Annotated in this window: 20 protein-coding genes and 1 riboswitch; of the genes, 7 read left to right on the top strand and 13 right to left on the bottom strand. The window is 60.3% G+C overall.

The genetic code is table 11. The features are described from left to right. The first annotated feature begins 155 nt into the window (after positions 1-155). The 3 genes from AC0IXS_RS12730 (at position 156) to AC0IXS_RS12720 (ending at position 3499) form a co-directional block, all read left to right on the top strand. Positions 156-2030, top strand: a complete 1875-nt coding sequence (locus tag AC0IXS_RS12730) for an FAD-dependent oxidoreductase (RefSeq protein WP_471824775.1) — start codon at positions 156-158, stop codon at positions 2028-2030. 314 nt (positions 2031-2344) lie between these two features. Continuing rightward, on the top strand, positions 2345-2893 hold the full coding sequence (locus AC0IXS_RS12725; RefSeq protein ID WP_122668128.1) for a cytochrome b: 549 nt from the start codon (positions 2345-2347) through the stop codon (positions 2891-2893). Positions 2894-2920: 27 nt separating this feature from the next. Continuing rightward, positions 2921-3499, top strand: a complete 579-nt coding sequence (locus AC0IXS_RS12720; RefSeq protein ID WP_004880308.1) for a YceI family protein — start codon at positions 2921-2923, stop codon at positions 3497-3499. 383 nt (positions 3500-3882) lie between these two features. Here the strand turns inward: AC0IXS_RS12720 and AC0IXS_RS12715 are convergent, their stop codons facing one another. The 3 genes from AC0IXS_RS12715 to ahcY form a co-directional block, all read right to left on the bottom strand. Next, positions 3883-5787 carry a DEAD/DEAH box helicase gene (locus AC0IXS_RS12715; RefSeq protein WP_025995671.1) on the bottom strand — a complete coding sequence of 635 codons (1905 nt, stop codon included), beginning with the start codon at positions 5785-5787 and terminating at the stop codon, positions 3883-3885. Positions 5788-6098: 311 nt separating this feature from the next. Further along, positions 6099-6959 (bottom strand): methylenetetrahydrofolate reductase [NAD(P)H], encoded by an 861-nt coding sequence (metF, locus tag AC0IXS_RS12710; protein ID WP_257013800.1) that lies wholly within the window; start codon positions 6957-6959, stop codon positions 6099-6101. A 180-nt stretch (positions 6960-7139) separates the two neighbouring features. After that, positions 7140-8549 carry an adenosylhomocysteinase gene (gene ahcY / locus AC0IXS_RS12705; protein WP_057410516.1) on the bottom strand — a complete coding sequence of 470 codons (1410 nt, stop codon included), beginning with the start codon at positions 8547-8549 and terminating at the stop codon, positions 7140-7142. Between the two features lie 23 nt (positions 8550-8572). Then, positions 8573-8683, bottom strand: a riboswitch (S-adenosyl-L-homocysteine riboswitch). A gap of 277 nt (positions 8684-8960) precedes the next feature. Between ahcY and AC0IXS_RS12700 the strand changes: the two genes are divergently transcribed. After that, the gene (locus AC0IXS_RS12700; RefSeq protein ID WP_004880288.1) at positions 8961-9356 is read left to right on the top strand and encodes an acyl-CoA thioesterase; all 396 of its coding nucleotides are present in this window, start codon (positions 8961-8963) and stop codon (positions 9354-9356) included. A 174-nt stretch (positions 9357-9530) separates the two neighbouring features. Here the strand turns inward: AC0IXS_RS12700 and otnI are convergent, their stop codons facing one another. The 8 genes from otnI to AC0IXS_RS12660 form a co-directional block, all read right to left on the bottom strand. Then, positions 9531-10313 (bottom strand): 2-oxo-tetronate isomerase, encoded by a 783-nt coding sequence (gene otnI, locus AC0IXS_RS12695; protein WP_025995669.1) that lies wholly within the window; start codon positions 10311-10313, stop codon positions 9531-9533. A 22-nt stretch (positions 10314-10335) separates the two neighbouring features. Continuing rightward, positions 10336-11793 (bottom strand): GntT/GntP/DsdX family permease, encoded by a 1458-nt coding sequence (locus AC0IXS_RS12690; RefSeq protein ID WP_122668126.1) that lies wholly within the window; start codon positions 11791-11793, stop codon positions 10336-10338. A 162-nt stretch (positions 11794-11955) separates the two neighbouring features. Then, entirely contained in the window at positions 11956-12594 is a 639-nt protein-coding gene (otnC, locus tag AC0IXS_RS12685) for a 3-oxo-tetronate 4-phosphate decarboxylase (RefSeq protein ID WP_069145214.1), read from the bottom strand. After that, positions 12594-13883, bottom strand: coding sequence for a 3-oxo-tetronate kinase (gene otnK / locus AC0IXS_RS12680; RefSeq protein ID WP_471824771.1), 1290 nt, complete (start codon positions 13881-13883; stop codon positions 12594-12596). The genes otnC and otnK overlap by 1 nt, the downstream gene beginning before the upstream one ends. Positions 13884-13893: 10 nt before the next feature. Then, on the bottom strand, positions 13894-14799 hold the full coding sequence (ltnD, locus tag AC0IXS_RS12675; RefSeq protein WP_024685313.1) for an L-threonate dehydrogenase: 906 nt from the start codon (positions 14797-14799) through the stop codon (positions 13894-13896). A 309-nt stretch (positions 14800-15108) separates the two neighbouring features. Continuing rightward, entirely contained in the window at positions 15109-15930 is an 822-nt protein-coding gene (locus tag AC0IXS_RS12670; RefSeq protein ID WP_004880275.1) for a DeoR/GlpR family DNA-binding transcription regulator, read from the bottom strand. A gap of 105 nt (positions 15931-16035) precedes the next feature. Beyond that, complete coding sequence (locus AC0IXS_RS12665; protein WP_449117475.1) at positions 16036-16809, bottom strand: L-iditol 2-dehydrogenase; 774 nt, start codon at positions 16807-16809, stop codon at positions 16036-16038. A 34-nt stretch (positions 16810-16843) separates the two neighbouring features. Further along, positions 16844-18151, bottom strand: a complete 1308-nt coding sequence (locus tag AC0IXS_RS12660; RefSeq protein ID WP_137202707.1) for an ABC transporter substrate-binding protein — start codon at positions 18149-18151, stop codon at positions 16844-16846. A 310-nt stretch (positions 18152-18461) separates the two neighbouring features. Here AC0IXS_RS12660 and AC0IXS_RS12655 point away from each other — a divergent pair, with 310 nt between their 5' ends. Further along, the gene (locus tag AC0IXS_RS12655) at positions 18462-19385 is read left to right on the top strand and encodes a cupin domain-containing protein (RefSeq protein WP_471824768.1); all 924 of its coding nucleotides are present in this window, start codon (positions 18462-18464) and stop codon (positions 19383-19385) included. 25 nt (positions 19386-19410) lie between these two features. On the opposite strand, the gene AC0IXS_RS12650 is transcribed toward AC0IXS_RS12655, so the two are convergent. Together AC0IXS_RS12650 and AC0IXS_RS12645 are read right to left on the bottom strand one after the other, a co-directional pair. Next, positions 19411-20667: a cation:proton antiporter gene (locus AC0IXS_RS12650; protein ID WP_029244149.1), complete on the bottom strand. Its 1257-nt coding sequence runs from the start codon at positions 20665-20667 to the stop codon at positions 19411-19413. A gap of 304 nt (positions 20668-20971) precedes the next feature. Continuing rightward, entirely contained in the window at positions 20972-21304 is a 333-nt protein-coding gene (locus AC0IXS_RS12645; protein ID WP_004880266.1) for a DUF2790 domain-containing protein, read from the bottom strand. A gap of 242 nt (positions 21305-21546) precedes the next feature. Between AC0IXS_RS12645 and AC0IXS_RS12640 the strand changes: the two genes are divergently transcribed. Beyond that, positions 21547-21771: a hypothetical protein gene (locus AC0IXS_RS12640; RefSeq protein WP_029244148.1), complete on the top strand. Its 225-nt coding sequence runs from the start codon at positions 21547-21549 to the stop codon at positions 21769-21771. Positions 21772-22102: 331 nt separating this feature from the next. Then, the gene (locus tag AC0IXS_RS12635; RefSeq protein WP_122668121.1) at positions 22103-23428 is read left to right on the top strand and encodes an OprD family porin; all 1326 of its coding nucleotides are present in this window, start codon (positions 22103-22105) and stop codon (positions 23426-23428) included. Positions 23429-23440: the final 12 nt, after the last annotated feature.

The raw sequence follows: 23440 nt of genomic DNA, 5'->3' as shown, positions 1-23440 counted from the left end.
CTATGCAATGCCCGGCTGTGTCACAACCTTTGATGCAGTTTTAAGGGGCGACGGACATTGCTGGCGGCTATCTGATGGCTCGCGTATCCTGCCTCGCTATTCGATGTTCCGGGCTGACTTGCCCAACCTTCCCTTGTTTTTTCGGAGTTCACGGAATGCTTTCTGGGTGGCTGCGCGCGTGTGCGCTGATAGTGACAGGGCTGGTCAGCGTTTCGACGCTCGCCGATGACAAACAACGAACCGCGATTGTCGTCGGCGGCGGCATGGCAGGCCTGACGGCTGCGTACGAACTGCAGGCCAAGGGCTGGCAGGTCACTCTGCTGGAAGCCAAGCCGAGTCTGGGCGGACGTTCGGGTCTGGCCACCAGCGAGTGGATCGGCAACACCAAGGCCCAGCCGGTGCTGAACCGCTATCTGGACACCTTCAAGCTGGCCACCGTGCCTGCTCCCGAGTTCGTGCGCACGCCCAGTTACCTGATCGACGGTGTGTACTTCACCCAGGCGGATCTGGCGGTCAAGCAGCCGGCCACCGCTGAAGCCATCAAGCGCTACAACGACACGCTGGATAACCTGGCGCGCTCCATTACTGATCCGGAGAACCCGGCGTCCAACAGCACCCTGTTCGCGCTGGACCAGATCAACGTCGCCAACTGGCTGGATCGCCTGAGCCTGCCCGCGACGGCGCGTCAGTTGATCAATCAGCAGATTCGTACCCGTTATGACGAACCTTCGCGACTGTCGCTGCTGTATTTCGCTCAGCAATCCAGCGTCTATCGCTCGGTGGATGAGCGCGACCTGCGCGCCTCGCGCCTGCCGGGTGGCAGCACGGTGCTGGCTCAGGCGTTCGTCAAACAGCTGAAAACCATCAAGACCAACTCGCCTGTCTCGTCCGTTGTTCAGGACAAGGACCACGTCACCGTCAAGGCTGGCACCGCAAGCTACACCGCCGACTACCTCGTGATGGCCGTGCCATTGCGTTCGCTGGGCAAGATCCAGATGACGCCGTCGCTGGATGCACAGCACATGGGCGCGATCAAGAGCACCAACTACGGCTGGCGCGACCAGATCATGCTCAAGTTCAAGACCCCGGTCTGGGACAGCAAGGCGCGCATGTCGGGTGAAGTGTTCAGTAACACTGGCCTTGGCATGCTGTGGATCGAGCCTGCGCTCAAGGGCGGCGCCAACGTGGTGATCAACCTGTCCGGCGACAACGCCCGCATCATGCAGGCCTTTGGCGACAAGCAGCTGGTCGATCAGGTGCTGATTCGTCTGCACGCGTTCTACCCCGAAGCTCGTGGCGCCTACACCGGCTACGAAATCCGTCGTTACAGCGTCGACCCATCGACAGGCGGTTCTTACCTGGCCTTTGGTCCAGGCCAGATCAGCAAATACTGGCGCCTGTGGGAGCGTCCGATCCAGCGTGTAGCGTTTGCTGGCGAGCACACCGATACCCTTTATCCGGGCACGCTGGAAGGCGCGCTGCGCAGCGGTCAGCGTGCGGCCAGTCAGGTTCAGGATCTGGCGGCAGGCAAGTCGTTCGAGCCGGTCAAGGTCGCTCCGCCGAAAGCGCCAGCGCCTGCTGCGCAGAAGTCGGACTGTAATTTCTTCACCAGCCTGTTTGGTTGCACTTCCGATAAGCCGGTCGAGCCTGCCAAACCACAAGCTGAGAAACCTGGCTTCTTCTCGCGCCTGTTCGGTGGTTCGGACACGCCGGTAGCCGCGCCTGCGCCTGTCGAGAAAGCGCCAGAGCCCGCGCCTGCACCTGCACCTGCACCTGCGCCGGTTCCTGTCGCGCCGGTTGTTGCGCCTGTCGTGACGCCGCCCGCCAGGACTGAGCCGGTCAAGAAGCCTGCTGCCAAGGCGGAGCCTGCGAAGAAGACGCAGTACAAGGAGCCGGCGAAAAAAGAACCGGCCAAGAAAGAGCCCGTGAAAAAAGAGCCGGTGAAAAAGGCTCCGGCCAAGACCGATGACGCCAAGAAGCCTGCAGCCAAGGCAGCAACCGATACAGCGCCTGCCGACGTCAAGAACTGACGGCAATCGCTGAAAAAGAAGGGGCACGGTGCAAACCGAGCCCCTTTTTTTATGCCCGGCGAATTCGTTTTATCTTCGGGGCAGACAGTGGGGCCGGTTCGCGTGGGCAATCATGCCGTTCATCGGCATCGAACGGCCGACGGTCCCGGCAAAGTGTTACAGCGCTGAAATTATCGGGATGCTGTGGGCGGTCTGAGACAGAAAAACTTCTGCAAACGATCGATCATATTCTTCGATGCATCAAAGCGAAATTTTGCGCTTTCATTCGATAGATAAAAAGCTAGTCTGGTAACACTTCTGACAAGGTATAGGCAATGCAGCTACGTAACTCATCCTCTCGCTACGGTCTGGTCAGCATGGCGCTGCACTGGGGTGTAGCGGCTGTAGTGGTTGGTTTGTTCGCGTTGGGGCTCTGGATGGTCGGGCTGGATTACTACGATACGTGGCGCAAGGCCGGGCCTGATCTGCACAAGAGCATTGGCATCACGCTGTTTGCAGTCATGCTGGTTCGCGTGGTCTGGCGTTTGCTCAGCCCGCCGCCTGCGCCGCTGTCCAGCTACAGCCGCATGACGCGCATCGGTGCCACGTTCGGACATCTGTTTCTGTATGTCGCACTGTTTGCCCTGATGTTCGCCGGTTACCTGATCTCGACCGCTGATGGCGTAGGGATTCCTGTATTCGGTCTGTTCGAAATACCTGCTCTGGTTTCGGGTCTCCCGGAACAGGCAGAAACCGCTGGCTGGATTCATCTGTATCTGGCCTGGACCGTCGTGATCTTCGCGGGGCTCCATGGCCTGGCTGCACTGAAACACCACTTCATCGATCGCGATGTGACCCTCAAACGCATGTTGGGTCGTCATTGATTGTTCAACCAAAACGGGAATAAAAGCATGTTGAAGAAGTCTCTCGCCGCTCTGGCTCTGGGTACCGCACTGTTGTCCGCTGGCCAGGCAATGGCAGCCGACTATGTTATCGACAAGGAAGGTCAGCACGCTTTCGTTGACTTCAAGATCAGCCACCTGGGTTACAGCTTCATCCATGGTACGTTCAAGGACTGGGACGGTACGTTCAGCTTCGACGCTGCCAAGCCTGAAGCGAGCAAGATCGCTGTCGAGCTGAAGACCGCCAGCCTGTTCACCAACCACGCTGAACGTGACAAGCACATCCTGAGCAAGGACTTCCTGGACGCTGGCAAATTCCCTGAAGCCAAGTTCGTGTCCACCAGCGTCAAGTCCACCGGCGAGAAGACTGCCGACGTGACCGGCGACCTGACCCTGCACGGCGTGACCAAGCCAATCGTGATCAAGGCTACCTTCAACGGCGAAGGCAAGGATCCGTGGGGCGGCTACCGTGCCGGCTTCAATGGTACTTCGACGCTGAACCTGAACGACTTCGGCATCAAAGGCCCAGGCCCGACGTCGCAGACGCTGGATCTGGACATCACCTTCGAAGGCGTACAGAAGAAGTAAGTGTCCGCCTGAAGCAAAAAACGCCGACCCTTGGGTCGGCGTTTTTGTGTGTGGTGTTTGTGCAGTTTGAGGAAGTGACGCGGAGCGTCACGGGCTGCATGCCCACGCTGAGTACTCATCGTTATACACAAGTCCGCAAGACGCGCAAAACGGGGGGCAAAACGAAAGTGACTGACTGAATGCATACCCCGTGGGAGGCGGCTTGCCAGCGATGGCGTCAGGGTGATGATCGTTCCTATGCTCCGCGTGGGAATGCCGCTCAAGACGCTCCGCGTCCGCTTCGGATGTGATGCGCAGCGATGGGTACGATCACAGCGAGCAAACAGTCTGCACAAACAAAAACGCCCCGAGCGAGTCGGGGCGTTCTGTTTGGTGCTCGGCTATCAGCTGTCGCGATTGCGGGTCAGCAGGGCCGGTTTTTCACCGCGTGGGCGGGCTGGCAACTGATCCAGTTGCTCGGCCGACGGGAAGCGGTCGATCTTGGACTCTTTGTGCACGATCTTCGGCTGTGGCTGACCATCGCGCTGGCTGCGAACTGCAGGTTCCTGCGGCTCACGAGGTGCGCGGTCTTCACGAGGCGCTGACGGACGACGGTTGCGTGGAGCCTGTCCGTCGCGGGAACGGGGTGCGGAGCCGGTACCTGCACCTGCGCCGTTACGCTTCGGTGCGCCAGTGCCGGAACCTGTACGTGCGCCGCCACCGGTACGACCCGGGTTGGCAGGACGCGCTGCGCCACCGGCTGCGGGTGCTGCTGCGCCAGGCGCTGCCGCCGGGCGACGACCACGATTCTGGCCTTTGCCTTGGTACGGGCTGACGTAATCGGCGCGGTTGCCGAAGTTATCCACTTCGTCATCCAGGAACTCGTCAGGCGCACGGTCCGACTGCGGGCGGGGTGCAGCGGCCTGCGAGGCGCGCTGTTCGCCGCGAGGCGTCCCTTCACGAGGTTTTTTTTCGCGCGGTTGACGGGCAGGGCGTTCGCCACTGGCTGCAGCTGCAGCCGGCTTTTCCTTGCCCTTATCCTTTCCCTTGTCGCGGCGACCGCCGTTGTTCTTGTCGCCATCACCACGGGCCGGACGTGCACCACGGGGATTGCGAACATCGGGACGCTCACGCACTTCAGGCTTTTCAGCCTCGACTGCAGTGATGTCGAAACCCATCAGATCGCCGTCCGGGATCTTCTGCTTGGTCATGCGCTCGATGCTTTTGAGCAGCTTCTCTTCGTCCGGAGCAACCAGCGAGATCGCCTCGCCCGAACGACCGGCACGGCCGGTACGACCGATGCGGTGAACGTAGTCTTCATCGACGTTCGGCAGCTCGAAGTTGACCACGTGCGGCAACTGATCGATATCCAGACCGCGAGCGGCGATATCGGTGGCGACCATGATACGGACATCGCCCGCCTTGAAATCGGCCAGCGCCTTGGTGCGTGCGTTCTGGCTCTTGTTGCCGTGGATGGCGACGGCAGCGAGGCCGTGCTTGTCCAGGTACTCGGCCAGACGGTTCGCGCCGTGCTTGGTGCGGGTGAACACCAGCACCTGCTCCCAGGCACCCACGGTGATCAGGTGCGCCAGCAGCGAACGCTTGTGGTTGGCCGCCAGACGGAAAACCCGTTGCTCGATACGCTCGACCGTGGTGTTCGGCGGCGTGACTTCGATGCGCTCGGGGTTGTGCAGCAGCTTGCCGGCCAACGCCGTGATGTCGCTGGAAAACGTGGCCGAGAACAGCAGGTTCTGACGCTTGGCAGGCAAGCGGGCCAGGACCTTTTTCACGTCGTGGACGAAGCCCATGTCGAGCATCCGGTCCGCTTCATCGAGCACCAGGATTTCAACGTGAGACAGGTCGACGCTGCCTTGGCCAGCCAGATCGAGCAGGCGGCCAGGGCAGGCCACCAGTACGTCCACACCGCGGGACATGGCCTGAACCTGTGGGTTCATGCCGACGCCGCCGAAGATGCAGGCACTGACGAACTTCAGGTCGCGGGCATAGATCTTGAAGCTCTCATGCACCTGTGCAGCCAGTTCGCGAGTCGGGGTCAGGACCAGAACGCGGGGTTGGCGCGGGCCGTGACGCTGGGATTTGTCCGGAACACCATTGGGAAACAGCCGCTCCAGAATAGGGAGGGCGAAACCGCCGGTTTTACCAGTACCTGTCTGTGCCGCAACCATCAGGTCACGACCTTGCAACACGGCGGGAATGGCCCGCTGTTGCACCGGAGTAGGCTGGGTGTAGCCCGCTGCCTCGATGGCGCGGACTAAAGCCTCGGAGAGACCGAGGGAAGCAAAGGACATGAGTAATCCTGTTCTGTTGGAGCTTAAGCTCAAGGGATGTCTTGCCTGGCGTGAATGGCGTGTAAAGACAACGCGATCCCGTCCGGTCCTGCGGGGTCTTCAGCCTTCTCCTGACGCCTGCACGGGATGAAAAGTGTGCTGTTGGCGTGAGCGAGGTAGCGTTTGCAAGACCGAGCGTCCGGGCGTAAGCCTGGCGGGAAGGCTGGAGTATAACAGAGCGAACGCAATACGCCGCTTTCCTGCTGCCCAACGGTGTATTGCGCCGCGATCTCCCGGAAATTGTCAGGGAAATCGCGGTATTGCAGCGGCTGTCAGCGTGGCAGTTTGAGGTTGTTCCAGACTGCCAGGCTCGGATCCGCCTGATTCAGGGTGTAAAAGTGCAGGCCAGGGGCGCCGCCTTGCAGCAGTCGCTCGCACATTTCGGTGATGACTTCTTCACCGAACGACTGGATGCTTTGTACGTCATCGCCGTACGCTTCCAGCTGCTTGCGGATCCAGCGCGGAATTTCCGCACCGCAGGCATCGGAGAAGCGGGCCAGCTTGCTGTAGTTGGTGATCGGCATGATGCCCGGCACGATAGGGATGTTCACGCCCATCTTCTGCACGCGCTCGACGAAGTAGAAATAGCTGTCGGCGTTGAAGAAATACTGAGTGATCGCACTGTCGGCACCGGCGTTGGCCTTGTTGACGAAGTGCTTGAGGTCGTCTTCGAAGTTGCGGGCCTGCGGGTGCATTTCCGGGTAGGCGGCGACCTCGATGTGAAAGTGGCTGCCGGTCTCTTCACGAATGAAGCTGACCAGATCATTGGCGTGACGCAGCTCACCACTGGCCATGCCCATGCCGGAAGGCAGGTCGCCGCGTAGCGCAACGATGCGCTTGATACCGGCTTCCTGATACTGGCTCAGCAGACCGCGCAGGTCGGCCTTGCTGTCACCCACGCACGATAGGTGCGGGGCGGCCGGTACTTTGACTTCGTTTTCCAGCTGCAGCACGGTGTTGAGCGTGCGGTCGCGGGTCGAACCACCGGCACCGTAAGTGCAGGAGAAAAAATCCGGGTTGTAGCTTGCCAGCTGACGGGCAACGTTCAGCAGCTTTTCATGTCCAGCGTCGGTCTTGGTGGGGAAGAACTCGAAGCTGTAGCGACGTTCTTGGCTCATGGAGGCCGATCTCATCTTAAAGCGAACGGGGAGGTCGCAGAGTGGGAGCGGACTTGTCCGCGAAGAAATCTGCTTATCAACGAAAGACGGGTGATAAATCAGATGCCTTCGCGGACAAGTCCGCTCCCACAGGTCCCATCTGCCTGCCCGGAGCGTGCGATGTAGCCACACCGAACGCTCCGGGCAGACAAACGATCAGTAGCGGTAAGCGTGTGGCTTGAACGGACCTTCGACGGTCACGCCGATGTAGTCGGCCTGGGTCTTGGTCAGTTTGGTCACGACGCCGCCGAAACCGCGGACCATTTCCAGGGCTACTTCTTCGTCGAGTTTCTTCGGCAGTACTTCAACGGTCAGGCGCTCGGCTTTCTGGGCTGGCGACAGGTTGGCGTACTTCTGTTCGAACAGGAAGATCTGAGCCAGAACCTGGTTGGCGAACGAGCCATCCATGATGCGGCTCGGGTGGCCAGTGGCGTTGCCCAGGTTCACCAGACGGCCTTCGGCCAGCAGGATCAGGTAGTCGTCGTTCTGTGCGTCGAACGCGCCAGCGCCTGTGCGGTGGATCTTGTGAACCTGTGGCTTCACTTCTTCCCATGCCCAGTTCTTGCGCATGAAAGCGGTGTCGATTTCGTTGTCGAAGTGACCGATGTTGCAGACCACGGCACGCTTCTTCAACGCCTTGAGCATGTTGGCATCGCAGACGTTGACGTTACCGGTGGTGGTGACGATCAGGTCGATCTTGCCCAGCAGCGCCTTGTCGATGCTCGCTTCGGTGCCGTCGTTCTCGCCGTCGATGAACGGGGAAACCAGTTCGAAACCGTCCATGCACGCTTGCATCGCGCAGATCGGGTCGACTTCGGTCACTTTGACGATCATGCCTTCCTGACGCAGGGACTGGGCCGAGCCCTTGCCCACATCACCGTAGCCGATCACCAGCGCCTGCTTGCCGGACAGCAAGTGGTCGGTGCCGCGCTTGATGGCGTCGTTCAGGCTGTGACGGCAGCCGTATTTGTTGTCGTTCTTGCTCTTGGTCACCGAGTCGTTGACGTTGATGGCCGGGATCTTCAGTTCGCCCTTGGCCAGCATGTCCAGCAGGCGGTGAACGCCGGTGGTGGTTTCTTCGGTGACGCCGTGGATCTTGTCCAGCATCGCCGGGTATTTCTTGTGGATGATCTCGGTCAGGTCGCCGCCGTCGTCAAGGATCATGTTGGCGTCCCAAGGCTGACCGTCCTTCAGGATGGTCTGCTCGATGCACCACTCGTACTCTTCTTCGGTCTCGCCTTTCCAGGCGAACACAGGGATACCGGCAGCAGCGATGGCAGCAGCGGCCTGATCCTGAGTAGAGAAAATGTTGCAGGACGACCAGCGTACTTCGGCACCCAAGGCAACCAGGGTTTCGATCAGCACGGCAGTCTGAATGGTCATGTGGATGCAGCCGAGGATTTTAGCGCCTTTCAAAGGCTGCTCACCGGCATACTTGCGGCGCAGGCCCATCAGGGCTGGCATTTCGGATTCGGCGATGATGGTTTCGCGACGGCCCCAGGCAGCCAGGGAAATGTCGGCAACCTTGAAATCGTTGAATTCTGCGGGCGTGATTACAGCACTCATTGAGAGTCTCCATTCCATAAAAATGCGAATGGGCGCCGTTGTGCGTTTAAGGCTTGCCGACTGAGCATCAGTCGGTCAAACAACGCCCCATCCGAGCCTGACAGGGAGAACCTGCTGCAGCGCCCCTCGGACAGGTGGCGGGAACGGCATCAGCGTGGATGGCCGCTTGAAACGGAGGGCAGTATAGCTGCGCTGGCGATTCTTCCCAAGGTTTTCTGTCGGCTGGCGGGCGTCTGGATCGGTGCCTGCCGGAATGTTCTTGGCGCACAACGGTTTAGGTGTGCTGTTTTTTCATGTGGGTCGCGGGGCGTCAATTGCCCCGATACAGAGTCACAATGGGTCAAGGCATGGGCGCGAGTGGCTGGCTCTGCCATCATGCGGTTCTCTTATCGAAGACGCTCAGGAGTGAACATGAATTTCCATACCCGCAAATGGGTCAAGCCTGAAGACCTGAATCCCAACGGCACCCTGTTCGGCGGCAGCCTGTTGCGCTGGATCGATGAAGAAGCGGCTATTTACGCCATTGTTCAACTGGGCAACCAGCGTGTGGTGACCAAGTACATTTCCGAGATCAATTTTGTCAGTGCGTCGCGTCAGGGCGACATCATCGAGCTGGGTATCACCGCCACCGAGTTTGGTCGTACCTCGATCACGCTGATGTGTCAGGTCCGCAACAAGATCACCCGCAAGAGCATCCTGACGGTCGAGAAGATGGTGTTCGTCAATCTGGGTGAAGACGGCCAGCCCGCGCCGCATGGCCGGACCGAGATTCGCTACATCAAGGATCAGTTTGACGCGCCTGAGTAAGCGGTATTGATCGCTCCTCCGCGTCCACTCTGGAATGTGACGCAGAGCGTCACGGGCTGCATGCCCACGCGGAGCATGGGCATGATCGGCGTGCCGAGATCACGCTGATCGTTCCTACGCTCCAGCGTGGTAACGCCGCTCAGGACGTTCCGCGTCCGCTGTCTATCAGTGTGATTACTTCCCCTGCAACTGCCGCAACCACGCCAGCCCTTCGCTGGTGTCGCCTTTGGGGCGGTATTCGCAGCCGATCCAGCCTTTGTAGCCCAACTCGTCGATGACGTTGAACAGGTGCTCGTAGTTCAGTTCGCCCAGGTCCGGCTCGTTGCGATCCGGCACGCCTGCGATCTGGATGTGGCCGATACCGGCGAAGTCGCGACGCAGTTTGCTGGTCAGGTCGCCTTCGACGATCTGGCAGTGGTAGCAGTCGAACTGAACCTTGAGGTTATCCGCACCCACCAGTTTGCAGATGTCCTGCGCCTGATCCTGACGATTGAGGAAAAAGCCTGGCATGTCGCGGGTGTTGATCGGCTCGATCAGGATCGTCACCCCGGCGCCCTTGGCCTGTTCGGCCGCAAACGCGAGGTTCTCCAGATACACCGCCTGATGACGTTCGCGCAGGGCTTCGCTGGGCAGCAGACCGGCCATGACGTGAATCCGGTCATTGCCCAATACCTGCGCGTACTCCAGCGCACGTTCGATGCCGCTGCGAAATTCCGCTTCACGACCGGGCAGTGTGGCGATGCCTCGTTCGCACGCGTCCCAATCGCCCGGCGGTGCATTGAACAGCGCCTGCACCAGGCCGTTGTCGCTCAAGCGCTGCTTGAGCTCCTGCGGCGTCCAAGCATAAGGAAACAGGTACTCGACCGCGCCGAAACCGTCGGCGGCCGCTGCGGCAAAGCGCTCAAGAAAATCATGCTGCGGGTACAGCATGCTGAGGTTGGCGGCAAAACGAGGCATGTTAACTCCAGTCTTCAAAGGGTCAGACGAATGGCCAAAGCAGCAGGGTAATCACGAAGCCCAGTGTGCCCAGCAGCGTGACCAGTACGGTCCAGGTGCGCAAGCCGTCGGCGACGTTCAGGCCGGCCAGCTTGGTGAACATCCAGTAACCGGCATCGTTGATGTGCGACATCGCCAGACCGCCACCACCCATGGCCAGGCACAGCAGGGCCAGATGGTTGGCGCTCAGGTCCAGGGTCGCGATCAACGGGCTGAGAATGCCGGCGGTGGTGACCAGTGCAACGGTGGTCGAACCTTGCACGGCGCGCAGCAGCAGGGTCAGCAGGAAGCCCAGCGCCAGCACCGGCAGACCGGTGTTGCGCAGCGCTTCGGAGACGACCGCACCGATGCCGGTATCGACCAGCACCTTGCCGAACACACCACCGGCACCTGCAATCAGGATCACCATCGCCACACCCGGCAACGCCGAGCCGATCACATCGGAGACTTGCGTACGGCTCCAGCCACGGCGCGAACCCAGCAGCCAGGCGCACAGCAGTGTGTCAATCAACAGCGCCACGAGTGGCGCGCCGAGCACAGTCAGGATGGCGCGCAGGGTCGAATCGGCAGGCAACATGGTGGTTGCCAGCGTACCCATCAGGATCAGCACGATTGGCAGCAGAATCAGCGCGATGATCAGACCGAAGCCCGGTGCAGGCGCAGGCGGCAGTTTGCTCGCCAGACTGCTGGCACTTTCCTCGGCACCCATCGAGCGGGTTTCGGTGGCTTCACGCACGTTCGAATAGTCGTTGCGCGCCCAGGCTTCCAGGTCTTCGTTGGTGACGTGCGGGCCGTAGACTTCGGCGCGGATGTCGTCGGTCATCGGGTAGGTCTTGCGGGTCATGCGACCGGCTACGAAGTAACCGATCACACACAGCGCGGCGACAATCGGAATGCCCAGCATCAGCACGCGACCCAGGTCTGCGCCCAACTGGCTGGCTGCGGCAACAGCGCCCGGATGCGGCGGCAGAAAGGCGTGGACCGCCAGCAACGCGGCGCACATCGGCAGGGCGAAGATCATCAGCGGCTTGCGTGCGGCACGGGCCACGCCATAAGCCAATGGCATGAGGATGATCACGCCGACTTCGAAGAACACCGGAATGCCGACCATGAAACCCGCCACCGTCAGCGCCAGCGGCGTGCGCTTGTTGCCGAAACGGTTGATCAGGGTTCTGGCCAGCGCCTCGGCGCCACCTGAGAGTTCGATGATGCGTCCGATCATCGCGCCCAGGGCAATGATGATCGCGATATGACCCAGGGTCTTGCCCATGCCGCCTTCAATCGTGGCGACCAGATCGGCAGGCTTAACGCCCGCGACCAGCGCCACGATGATGCTGACCAGCATCAGGGCGACAAAGGGCTGGAATTTGTACTTGAGGACCAGAAACAACAGCAGTGCGATGCCCGCACCGGCCACGACCATCAACATGATTGGCGTCATGCCTGCGCGCTCCCTTCAGGAGTGACAAGGGGTGACAGTGAGCAAATCCGAACAAAAACGGGATGTAGGTAAGTCATGCTCTCGATTCCTGTTGTTATTGTTTTCCGGCCACGCCGGGGTTGGCCAAGAGGCGCGACGCGCCTCCGGATCAATGGGTTTCGGTTACCACCTGGCGCCGAACACCTGCCGCAGTTCTTCCAGAGCCGCAGGCTCCAGCGGGGCAGGTTTGGGGTTGCTCATCAGCCACAGACGGGCCGTTTCTTCGAGTTCTTCCAGGGCGTAGCAGGCCTTGGCCACCGAGCTTTCCCAGACCACCGGGCCGAGGCGTTCGAGCATCACGCCACGCACGCTGTTGGCCAGTTGCGCGACCTGTTCGGCGACCTTCGGCGAGCCCGGACGCTCGTAGGGGATCAGCGGAATGTGCCCGACTTTCATGACCTGATAAGGCGTCAGCGGCGGCAGAATGTCGTCTTCACGCCACACGCCAGCCAGCGTCAGCGCCACCAGATGCGTGGAGTGGGTGTGCACCACGCCGCCGACTTCAGGGTTGCGGTCGTAGACTTCGCGGTGCAGCGCCAGGGTCTTGGACGGCTTGTTGCCGGAGACCCATTCGCCCGCCAGATTGACCTTGGCGATGTCGGCCGGGTCCATGCGACCCAGGCAAGCATCGGTCGGCGTGATCAGCCAGCCATCGTCGAGACGGGCGCTGATGTTGCCTGCGCTGCCGACGGTGTAGCCACGGCCGTAGAGCAGTCTGCCGACATCGCAGATTTCCTGACGCAGAGCGTTTTCGTCGATCATCAGGCTTCCCCCGCCAATTGCTTGAGGGCCTTGGCGAAGAAGTCGCGTGCGCCGAAGTTGCCGGACTTGAGAGCCAGCGCCAGCGGTTGGGCGCCAGTGCTGAAGGTGGCTGGAACGCCCGGATCGATCTGCGTGCCGATCTGCAGCAGTTGCACGCCCAGCGCCTGAACCACCGCGCCGGACGTTTCGCCGCCTGCGACCACGAAGCGTCGCACGCCTGCGTCCAGCAGACCCTTGGCGATCTGACCCAACGCGTCCTCGACCATCGCGCCGGAGCGCTCCACACCCAGCTCTTTCTGCACGGCTTTGACTTCATCCGGCGTGCTGGTGGCGTATATAAGTACGGTCTGCCCGGCGTCTTTGGCGAACGCCAGCGCCTGCTCGACCACAGGTTTGCCCGCGGCGAGGTCCAGCGGGTTGACGCGCAGTGCAGGGCGATTGCCTTCCAGCCAGGCCGCAACCTGACCGTTGGTGGCAACCGATGCGCTGCCTGCCAGCACCACTTCGCCGCCGCCCACGTTGATGTGTTTCGCCGCGTCGAGATCACGCAGCTTGCCCGCCTTGCGAAAGTTGCCCGGCAGGCCCAGCGCCAGGCCCGAGCCGCCTGTCAGCAACGGCAGGTCGGCACAGGCTTCGCCCAGCGTATACAGGTCGGCGTCGGACAGCGCATCGGCAATCGCCATGCTGACGCCTTCGGCGCGCAGTTCGGCAATTTTGCTGCGCACGCTGTCCACGCCTTTGGCGACGCTGTCGTAACGCAGCAGGCCGACCTTGTGAGTGGTTTGAGCTTGCAGCACGCGCACCAGATTGGCATCGGTCATCGGCGTCAGCGGGTGATTCTGCATGCCCGATTCGCTGAGCAACTGGTCCTGCACGAACAGGTGACCACGGAAGATCGTACGGCCGTTTTCCGGGAATGCTGGACAGGCCAGGGTGAAGTCGCTGCCCAGTTGTTCCAGCAGCGCTTCGCTGACCTGACCGATGTTGCCAGCGGCGGTCGAGTCGAAGGTCGAGCAGTACTTGAAGAAAATCTGTTCACAGCCGCGTTCACGCAGCCATTCCAGCGCCGCCAGCGATTCGGCGACCGCGTCGGCCGAAGGCGTGGTGCGGGATTTCAGGGCGATGACGATGGCGTCGGCATCCAGACCGGCCGCCATTTCGGCGCTCGGAATACCGATGCTCTGCACAGTGCGCATGCCGCCGCGTACCAGCATGTTGGCCAGGTCGGTCGCGCCGGTGAAGTCATCGGCAATGCAGCCCAGCAGCGGGCGAGAGTGAGTCAGGCTCATCGAAGGCTCCTCAGGCTTTATCGGTCTTGGCTTTCGGCAGTTCGATGCCCGGGAAAATCTTGATCACGGCCGAGTCATCCTCGCGACCGAAACCGGCGCTGGAGGCCTGCATGAACATCTGGTGTGCGGTGGCCGAAAGCGGCAGCGGGAATTTGCTGCTGCGGGCGGTATCCAGTACCAGGCCCAGGTCCTTGACGAAGATGTCGACGGCAGACAGCGGCGTGTAATCGGCATTGAGAATGTGCGGCACGCGGTTTTCGAACATCCACGAGTTGCCTGCGCTGTTGGTGATTACTTCGTACAGCGCGTCGGCATCGACACCTTCCCGCAGGCCCAGCGCCATGGCTTCGGCGCTCGCGGCGATGTGCACGCCTGCCAGCAACTGGTTGATGATTTTGACTTTCGAGCCCAGACCGTGGACGTCGCCCAGGCGATAGACCTTGCCTGCCATGCCGTTGAGGATGGCTTCAGCCTTGGCGTACGACTCGGCGGGGCCGGAGGTCATCATGGTCATCTGGCCGGAAGCGGCCTTGGCTGCGCCGCCGGAGATCGGGGCGTCGAGGTACAGCAGGTTCTGCGCGGCCAGACGCTCGCCCAGTTCGACCGCGAAGGTCGGCGCAACGGTGGCGCAGCCGATCACCAGACTGCCGGGACGCAACGCTGCAATGGCACCGTTCTCACCGAACAGCACGGTTTCAGTCTGCTCGGCATTGACCACGACCGTGACGATCACATCACAGGCAGCGGCCATCGCCGCCGGGGATTCACAGGCAACACCACCTTCCTGAGCGAACGCCTCGGTCACGCTGGTGCGCACATCGCAGGCATGCACATTGAAGCCGCTGCGCAGCAACGAACGGGCAATGCCCAGACCCATCGCACCCAGGCCGATGACGCCAACATTCTTAGTGTTCATGCAGTAATCCTCAAAGTCAGTGTCCGCGCCTGTGAGACCGGCATGTGGACGTTATTGTTCTGATCTGTGAATTGGATAGTGGATCAATGAGTAAATAATGTGAAGTATTTTTATTTTTCACATAATTTAACATTCGATAGAGTTTTTCCATCGGGCAGGGTGGGGCGGTGACGCAGATCGTCACAGGCACGATCATTCATACGGCTTCAGCCCTCACGCTGATCGTTCCCATGCTCCAGCGTGGGAATGCATCTCGGGACGCTCCGCGTCCGCTTCCAAAGGCGACGCGCAGGTGAGGGCGGGACGAACCTAGCGCTTGCCGCCGACCGGGGCGAGGAGCAGTTCGATGCGTTGTTTGCGGATGCCGTCGGCGGCAGCCTCGGCCAGGGCGGCGTCGGTGATGATGGTGTCGAACTGGTCCAGCGCGGCGACCTTGTACATGCCAAAGGTGCCGTATTTGGAGCTGGTCGCGACCAGTACGGTTTGCGAAGCGGATTGCATCGCAGCCTGCTTGACCTCGACTTTCAGTGCCGAGGGCGTCGTGGTCCCGCGCTGCAGATCCCATGAACTGGTGGACATGAACGCCACGTCCGTTGCCAGTTGCCGCAAGGTCGCAGCCGCCAGCCCGCCGACGCTTGAACGGTTCGGATGATCGAGCAGGCCGCCGGTGTGAATCACGTCCACGTGCCCGGCATCGGCCAGCGCGTTCACCACGCCAAAGTCATTGGTGACCACCGTCATACCCGACAGCGCAACAATGTGCGGCACGATTTCCAGCGTACTGGTGCCTGCGTCCAGATAGATCGTCATGTCCGGATGCAGCAGACCGGCCGCCAGCCGCGCCATGCCCTGTTTGTGCGGCAGCTCGACCACAGCCTTGGATTGATGGCTGGGTTCGCTGTGCACCTGACTGGCGATGCGCACCCCGCCTGTGACCGAATAGGCACGACCTTCCTGCTCCAGCAACGCGATGTCTCGGCGGATGGTCATGTGCGAGCAATCGAACATCTCCATCAACTGATGCACGCTGAGCACCTGATGCTTGCGCAACTGACGCAGCATCAGCTCCCGACGCTGATCGGGAATCATCGGTGTGCCGCCGGAAATGGCGAGCTCCTCTTCGGTGGACATTGCAGCTCCTGTGCCTCGGTGATGCCGCGGATCACGACGTGCGGTCCGGGCATCTTAGCCAATCGCCCCGCCAATGGAAGTGGCGACCGGCTTTTGTTCACAGGATCAGCTCATCCAGTTGCCGCCATCCACGTTATACGTCTGCGCCACCACGTACTCGCTGTCCGCCGAGGCGAGGAAAATCGCCATGCCGGTCAGGTCGTCCGCCGTGCCCATGCGCCCGAAGGGCACCTGTTCGCCGACCAGCTTTTTCTTTTCACCGAGCGGGCGGTTTTCGTAACGGGCGAACAACGCATCGACGCCGTCCCAGTGCTCGCCGTCCACCACGCCGGGCGCGATGGCGTTGACGTTGATGCGATGTTTGATCAGGTCCAGACCGGCCGACTGGGTCAGGCTGATCACGGCAGCCTTGGTCGCGCAGTACACACCGACCAGTGCTTCACCTCGACGTCCCGCCTGACTGGCCATGTTGATGATCCTGCCGCCATGTCCCTGGGCGATCATCTGTCGGGCAGCCGCCTGCAGGGTGAACAGCGTACCGCCGACGTTGATCGAGAACAGACGCTCGAAGCTCTCGCGGGTGATGTCGGCAATCGGTGCCAGATCGAACAGCGCAGCGTTGTTGATCAGGATGTCCAGCTTGCCGGTCTGCGCCACCACGGCAGCGATTGCCTGATCAATGGACGCCTGATCGGTCACGTCCATCCTGACCGCATAGGCGTTCAACCCGAGTTCGTTTGCTGTGGCTTGCGCACGTTGCAGATTGATGTCGGCGATGGCGACCGTTGCACCTTCGCGGATATACGCCTGCGCAAAGGTACGGCCGATGCCACGGGCAGAACCGGTGATGAGCGCGCTTTTACCTTCCAGTCTTTTCATGATTCGTTATCCGTCTTTCAGAGAGTGTGTCGGATTACTTGGGATACCCGGCGCGTTTCATCTCGCGTTCAGTGACGGTCTGGGCGGCGGCAAGGGTCTGTTCGACCGTGGTCTGCCCGGTCAACGCTGCGGTGAACAGCTTGCCGACCGAGGTGCCAATGGCTTGGAATTCCGGGATGGTCACGTACTGAATGCCGACGTAAGGCACCGGTTTGGCGGACGGATGCGCGGGATCGGCGTGCTGCATCATCTGCAAGGTCACCTTGGCGAACGGCGCAGCCTTTAGATAAGCCTCGTTATAGGTCGAAGTACGAGTGCCTGGCGGTACGTTGCTGATGCCGTCTTTCTCGGTCACCAACTGGATGTATTCCTTGGACGTCGCCCAAGTGATGAACGCCTTGGCGGCCTCTTTATGTGTGGAGGTGACGGGAATTGCCAGCGACCACGCGTAGAGCCACGACGAACCCTTGTCGGTGACTTCGGTGGGGGCAGGCGCAAAGCCAACGCTGTCGACGACCCGGCTCTGTTCCTTGTCGGTGGTGAACGAGCCCGCGACGCTGGCGTCCACCCACAGCGCACACTTGCCGCTGTTGAACAGGGCCAGCGTTTCGTTGAAGCCGTTGCTGGTCACGCCGGGCGGGCCGTACTTCTTGAGGGTGTCGACGTAGAAGTTTGCCGCTCTGGTCCATTCCGGGCTTGTCAGTTCAGGCTTCCATTGTTCGTCGAACCAGCGCGCGCCGAAGGCATTCGCCATGGTGCTCAGCAGTGCGATGTTCTCGCCCCAGCCCGCCTTGCCGCGCAGGCACATGCCGTACAGGCCTTTGTCGGGCTGATGCAGTTTGGCGGCAAACTCGCCCAGTTGCGTCCAGGTCGGGTGCTCCGGCATGGTCAGCCCGGCCTGCTTGAACAGGTCGGTACGGTAGTAGGTGATGGTGCTTTCGCCGTAGAACGGCAGGGCGTATAGCGTGTCTTTCACTGACAGGCCCTGACGCACGGCCGGGAAAATGTCCTGCAGGTCGTATTCAGGCGGCAGACCGGTAATCGGCTCAAGCCATTGCTTGGCGCCCCACAACGGGGTTTCGTAAGTGCCGATGGTCAGCACATCGAACTGGCCGCCCTGGGTCGCAATGTCGGTGGTCAGGCGCTGGCGCAGTACGTTTTCCTCCAGCACCACCCAGTTGAGCTTCACGTCAGGATGCTGCTGCTCGAAGATCCTCGACAGGCGCTGCATGCGGATCATGTCGCCGTTGTTAACGGTAGCGATGGTGATGGTCTCAGCCGCGTGGCTGACGAGGGCGAAGGACAGACCGGCAGACAGGAAAAGCGCTTTGTGCATCTTCATCGTCGTGCTCTCCACTCCGCGCCGCTGATGGCGGGAGTCATTGTTTTTGTTGTTGGCCGTGGTGTTCGTGAAACGAGGCTGCTTTTACGGGAGGCAACTGCCACGGCGGAGACCCGATTACATCAGCCAAACCGGACCCGGACAAACGCACTGCGGATGCCATTCCGATACTTTTTTAACCGAATGTCCTCCGGTCGTCCGAAATCAAAAAAGTATCAGTGCCGGTCGGTATCACCGCTAGCGAGAGTGGATCAGGCAGGCGTATGTTGATGCCTGCACGAAGCACCCATAACGATAAAAGGCGCCTGCAATGCCTGACAGCCGAGCCGCTCTTTTCGAGCAGCGTCCCGCCGAACTGGAAGTCATTCTTCCCGAACCGGACCAGTGTTTTCGCTGGTACGAGCACGACTATCCCTACGCCCTGGCGCGCTGGAATCATCATCCTGAATTCGAGATTCACCTGATCCGCCGTGGCAGCGGCAAGCTGGTGGCGGGCGATTACATCGGCGGGTTCGACGCAGGGCATGTCGCGCTGATCGGTCCCGACCTGCCCCATGACTGGATAGGTGATCTGGCGCTGGGCGAGCATCTGCCGGGGCGCGACGTGGTCTTGCAGTTCGACGGTGCTGCGCTGCTGGCGTTGCGCAAGACGCTGCCGGAACTGGGCGAGTTGCAGCGTCTGTTCGAGCAGGCACGCCGTGGTATCGAGTTCACGGGTGCCACGGCGGTACAGGCGGCGCGGTTGATGGAAGACATCGGTACGGCGCAGGGTCTGGAGCGGCTGATACTTTTTCTGCAGTTGATCAACACGCTGGTCAAGGCTCCGTCTCAGGAAGCTCACCTGCTCGCCAGCAGTTGCTATGCACCGACGCTGGACGCGCGCAGCTCCGAGCGGATCAACAAGGCGTTCGACTATCTGTTGAGCGAGTTGACCAATGACATTCGGCTGTCGGTGATCGCCCAGCGCCTGGAGATGACCGATCCGGGATTTTCACGTTTCTTCAAACGCAACACCGGCCACGGTTTCATCGAACTGATGCGAAAACTGAGAATTCAGCGCGCCTGCCGATTGCTGTTGCAGTCCGACATGTCGGTGTCGGACATCTGCTTCGAGGTCGGCTATGCCAACCTCTCCAACTTCAACCGGCACTTTCGCGTCGAGACGGGCCAGACGCCGAGCGATTACCGACGCGCCATGGCGATGACCCTGTTCAATACGGCGCGCAGCGCTTGAGGCTACGCAACCGATTGCGACTCACTCAGTGCGCCGAGTCCTTCACCTGCGGCTCCCGCGTGACGGCCTTGACCAGTTTGCCGATGGTCAGGCCCTGCAACAGGATCGACAGCAGCACCACGATGTAGGTAATGCTCAGCAGCAGATCGCGTTCCGGCCCGGTCGGCAGGGCCAGTGCCAGCGCAACGGAAACACCGCCACGCAAACCACCCCAGGTCAGAATACGTATGGTGCCCTGAGGCACAGAACGCCAGCGACGCAGCAGCAGAATCGCCGGTGCCACGGTGACAAACCTCGACAGCAGAATCGCCACGGCCAGCAGGCTCGCGGCAGTCAGGTGCTGCCACGAAAACGGCAGCAGCAACAGCTCCATGCCGATCAGCGCGAACAACATGGCGTTGAGCATGTCATCCAGCAATTCCCAGAAACCGTCCATGTAACGACGGGTCATGTCGTTCATCGCCAGATTGCGTCCCAGGTTGCCGATGATCAGCCCAGCCACGACCATCGCGATAGGGCCGGAAACGTGCAGCTCCGACGCCATCGCCGATCCACCGATGACCAATGCCAGGGTCAGCATGACCTCGATCTGATACTGCTCGATGCTCTTGATCATCAGGTACACGGCATAGCCGATCAGGCCGCCGAACAGCACGCCGCCCACGGCTTCGTGCATAAACAGCATGGCCGTTTCACCGACGGTCGGGGTTTCACCCAGTTGCGCGATGCCCAGCAACACCGTGAACACCACAACCGCCGTGCCGTCGTTGAACAGACTCTCGCCGACAATGGTGGTTTTCAGCGGCTTCGAGGCATTGGCGGTCCGCAACACGCCCAGTACCGCGATGGGGTCGGTCGGCGAAATCAGTGCGCCGAACAGCAGGCAGTAGAGCGGGCTGACGTGCCAGCCGAACAGGGCAAAGATCCAGTACGCCAGTGCGCCGATCACGGTGGTTGCGATCAACACGCCGAACGTTGCCAACAGCCCGATAGGCCAGCGGTAGCTGCGCAGGTCCGCCAGGTTGACGTGCAGTGCGCCCGCAAACAGCAGGAAGGACAGCATCCAGTTCATCAGCAGATCACCGAAGTCGATCTGGCCGATCAGTTCCTGAACGCGATTTTCCAGACCCGGAAAGCCCATCAGGCTCAGGCCCTGCAAGATCAGCGAAAACATCAGCGCAGTGACCATCACGCCGATAGTGGGCGGCAGACCGATGAAGCGGAAGTTCACATAGGTCAGCAGCGAAGTGAGGCAGATAAAGGCAGCAACAAGTTCAAGCATCCGTCATTCCAGAGTCCGTGTATCCAGTTTCAATTGCGGCGTGGCAGAGCTACACCCAGGCAGAGTGTGATGGACCGGGCAGCGGTTCAGGCACATTGCCCCAAACACAATTGGGGTTTGCGTTGACCACGCAACGACCTGCATGTTGCAAAAAAGCGCGGCAATCAGACGGAGTGACGGCAGGAGACGGAGCCCTGCGCAGGGGAAACAGACGCAAAAAAATCAGCCCGGACTGGGGTCCGGGCTGATGGTGGGTGGAGCGTTGGGTTCAATGTATCGGGGTGGCCTCCTGGCATGTCTGGAATCATTGGCTGTTACGGCAGCCGCTGAGAACCTGGTACTGAACGGTGTTCAGATCGCCTTTGGAATCCTGGTAAGTCATCAGTTTCGGCATCACGCTGCAGGTCTTGACGTCCGGCGACTTGCGGATGACTTTCGCGACATCCAGGTGCATCCCGTAATGGTATTCCTTGATTTCCGGCATCGGCTTGTTAGCGCGGGTTGCATATTTTTGCACGGCGGCCTGGTGATCCTTGATCAGGGTTTCTGCCTTGACTTCGTCTGAGGTGTAAGCAAAAGCGCTCAGAGGGGAAAGAATCGCCAGGGCCAGCAGCAGGGATTTAGCAGTAGTACGCATGTTCGTGTTCTCCGTTGTTTGAAAGTGAGTTCAATGTAACGGTCGAGGGTTAACGCGAACGTTACTGAATAATTACGTTTTTGTAAGTTTGGAGATTACCCGGTTTTTTTGATGTTTTTTATTTATGACAAATTTGTCATGTTCCGCTCACCTTCCTGTTAGGTACTCGCTCGTAAGATGGGCACATTCCTGCAAAGCGCCCAGCGCAACGCAGGGTCCAGACATTAACGAGAGAAGAGGAAATGAAGATGAAACTGATTAAATCGATGGTCTTTGCAGTCGCCGCCTTGTCGTTTACAAGCGCCTTTGCCGACGACGGCAACGAATTCGCAAGCACCGCTGCAGACAAGATGCGCATGGCCCAGGAGCAGCGTTTCCAGGAGCGTCAGGCCGCCAAGCAGGGTGAGCAGTACGTCAACTCGGATGAGAAATCCAAGTCTGACAAGTCCGACAAGACTGAAGGCTAACGCGTTTGGTTTGCAATGAGCAGCACCCTTGTTCGCCTTTGGCAGCTTTCCGGCTCCTTTGGTTGAGGCGAATGTTTAAGCGTCCTTCGGGGCGCTTTTTTTTGCTTTTTTAAAAAGCACAATATGCCAGTTGGCATATTGTATTAGTTTCGTATTTCTGAAGTGTTATTCTGATTTTAGTGCAAGTAGCGTTTCTTTCGGATTTGTAATCTTCTCGTCATCTTCGTGTTATCTCCGCCTCTTCAAGATTGTGCCTCACTGGCAGCCGTCTATTTATAACAACATGCCAGGTCGACACGTTTACCCGATCTGCCAAATGAACGGAGCGCACATGAATCAACGTAAAAGACTTTCCCTCGCCTTGTGTTCGACCCTCGCCGGGATGACACCCTTTGCCGCCTTCGCAGAAGAGCAGAAAGAAGGGTTTGTCGAAGGCAGCACGCTCAATATCCTCAACCGAAACTTCTACATGAACCGTGACCACCGCAATGGCGAGTCGAGCCCGACGGGCAGCGGCTACTCCGAAGGCTGGGCGCACGGCATCATGGGGCGTTTCGAGTCGGGCTTCACCCAGGGCACCATCGGCGTCGGCCTCGATGCGTTCGCCATGGTCGGCATCAAGCTGGACACGGGCGACGGCCGAAACGGCCTGCAGACGCCGTTCTCGGTGATGCCTGTCGATTCGGATGGCAACGCCCGCGACGAATACACCAAAGTCGGCGGCGCACTGAAAGCCAGAGCTTTTGACACCGTGGTTCATGTCGGCGATGTGTTTCCAGTGACGCCAGTGGTCGCCTACGGTGATGCGCGTCTGCTGCCGGAAAGCTTTCGCGGCGTGACTGCCAGTAACACCAGCATCAAAGGCCTGACTGTGCAGGGTGGTCGCCTCAACGGGATGAGCCAGCCTGCATCCAGTGACATGAAAGAAGGCTTTTCCACGTTTTACGCCGGGCCGGTCGACTCGCCCTGGCTCGCGTACTTCGGCGGGGACTATGAAGCCACCGACAGACTGAACCTTTCGCTGTACACCAGCCGGTTGAAGGATGCCTGGGATCAGAAATACGGCTCGGCTTCCTACGTGCTGCCGATCACCAGCGACCTGTCCATGACCAGCAGCCTGAACTATTACAACGCGACCGACGAAGGCAAGCGCCTGCTCGGCGAGTTCGACAACGACATCTGGAGTGCCAGTGTCGGCCTGAAATACGGCGCACACAGCCTGGCGGTTTCCCATCAACGCAACCAGGGCGACGACGACTTCGATTACCTGAGACTGTCCGACTCGATCTATCTGGCCAACTCCATTCAGTACAGCGACTTCAACTCACCGAAAGAACGCTCGTGGATGGTCACTTACAACCTGGACATGACCACCTACGGCGTGCCGGGCCTGACGTTCATGACCCGTTACGGCAAAGGCACCCATGCCGATTACTCCAATGCCAACAGCACCTACATGCGCCGCGACGCGCAGGGCAACCCGCTGACCGACCAGAAACGCTGGGAGCGCAACATCGAAGCCAAATACATCGTGCAGACCGGCACCATGAAAGACCTGTCAGTACGCGTGCGTCAGGCCACGACCCGGGCGACCGCGTTCGAATCGGATCTGGATGAGGTGCGGGTGATCGTCGAATACCCGCTGAGCGTGCTTTGACGCCCTGCGGTG

Source organism: Pseudomonas sp. AC016, assembly GCF_979253365.1.
The sequence above is the reverse complement of the archived record's forward strand: the minus strand, read 5'-3'. Positions and strand labels throughout refer to the sequence as shown.

Excerpts from the sequence above, each read along its gene's own strand:
- AC0IXS_RS12635 (WP_122668121.1), top strand. The coding sequence starts at position 22,103 with ATGAATCAACGTAAAAGACTTTCCCTCGCCTTGTGTTCGACCCTCGCC.
- otnK (WP_471824771.1), bottom strand. The coding sequence starts at position 13,883 with ATGAGCCTGACTCACTCTCGCCCGCTGCTGGGCTGCATTGCCGATGAC.
- ltnD (WP_024685313.1), bottom strand. The coding sequence starts at position 14,799 with ATGAACACTAAGAATGTTGGCGTCATCGGCCTGGGTGCGATGGGTCTG.
- AC0IXS_RS12690 (WP_122668126.1), bottom strand. The coding sequence starts at position 11,793 with ATGACGCCAATCATGTTGATGGTCGTGGCCGGTGCGGGCATCGCACTG.
- otnC (WP_069145214.1), bottom strand. The coding sequence starts at position 12,594 with ATGATCGACGAAAACGCTCTGCGTCAGGAAATCTGCGATGTCGGCAGA.
- AC0IXS_RS12640 (WP_029244148.1), top strand. The coding sequence starts at position 21,547 with ATGAAGATGAAACTGATTAAATCGATGGTCTTTGCAGTCGCCGCCTTG.
- AC0IXS_RS12670 (WP_004880275.1), bottom strand. The coding sequence starts at position 15,930 with ATGTCCACCGAAGAGGAGCTCGCCATTTCCGGCGGCACACCGATGATT.
- AC0IXS_RS12665 (WP_449117475.1), bottom strand. The coding sequence starts at position 16,809 with ATGAAAAGACTGGAAGGTAAAAGCGCGCTCATCACCGGTTCTGCCCGT.
- AC0IXS_RS12655 (WP_471824768.1), top strand. The coding sequence starts at position 18,462 with ATGCCTGACAGCCGAGCCGCTCTTTTCGAGCAGCGTCCCGCCGAACTG.
- otnI (WP_025995669.1), bottom strand. The coding sequence starts at position 10,313 with ATGCCTCGTTTTGCCGCCAACCTCAGCATGCTGTACCCGCAGCATGAT.
- metF (WP_257013800.1), bottom strand. The coding sequence starts at position 6,959 with ATGAGATCGGCCTCCATGAGCCAAGAACGTCGCTACAGCTTCGAGTTC.
- AC0IXS_RS12715 (WP_025995671.1), bottom strand. The coding sequence starts at position 5,787 with ATGTCCTTTGCTTCCCTCGGTCTCTCCGAGGCTTTAGTCCGCGCCATC.
- AC0IXS_RS12720 (WP_004880308.1), top strand. The coding sequence starts at position 2,921 with ATGTTGAAGAAGTCTCTCGCCGCTCTGGCTCTGGGTACCGCACTGTTG.
- AC0IXS_RS12700 (WP_004880288.1), top strand. The coding sequence starts at position 8,961 with ATGAATTTCCATACCCGCAAATGGGTCAAGCCTGAAGACCTGAATCCC.
- AC0IXS_RS12730 (WP_471824775.1), top strand. The coding sequence starts at position 156 with ATGCTTTCTGGGTGGCTGCGCGCGTGTGCGCTGATAGTGACAGGGCTG.
- AC0IXS_RS12660 (WP_137202707.1), bottom strand. The coding sequence starts at position 18,151 with ATGAAGATGCACAAAGCGCTTTTCCTGTCTGCCGGTCTGTCCTTCGCC.
- AC0IXS_RS12725 (WP_122668128.1), top strand. The coding sequence starts at position 2,345 with ATGCAGCTACGTAACTCATCCTCTCGCTACGGTCTGGTCAGCATGGCG.
- AC0IXS_RS12645 (WP_004880266.1), bottom strand. The coding sequence starts at position 21,304 with ATGCGTACTACTGCTAAATCCCTGCTGCTGGCCCTGGCGATTCTTTCC.
- ahcY (WP_057410516.1), bottom strand. The coding sequence starts at position 8,549 with ATGAGTGCTGTAATCACGCCCGCAGAATTCAACGATTTCAAGGTTGCC.
- AC0IXS_RS12650 (WP_029244149.1), bottom strand. The coding sequence starts at position 20,667 with ATGCTTGAACTTGTTGCTGCCTTTATCTGCCTCACTTCGCTGCTGACC.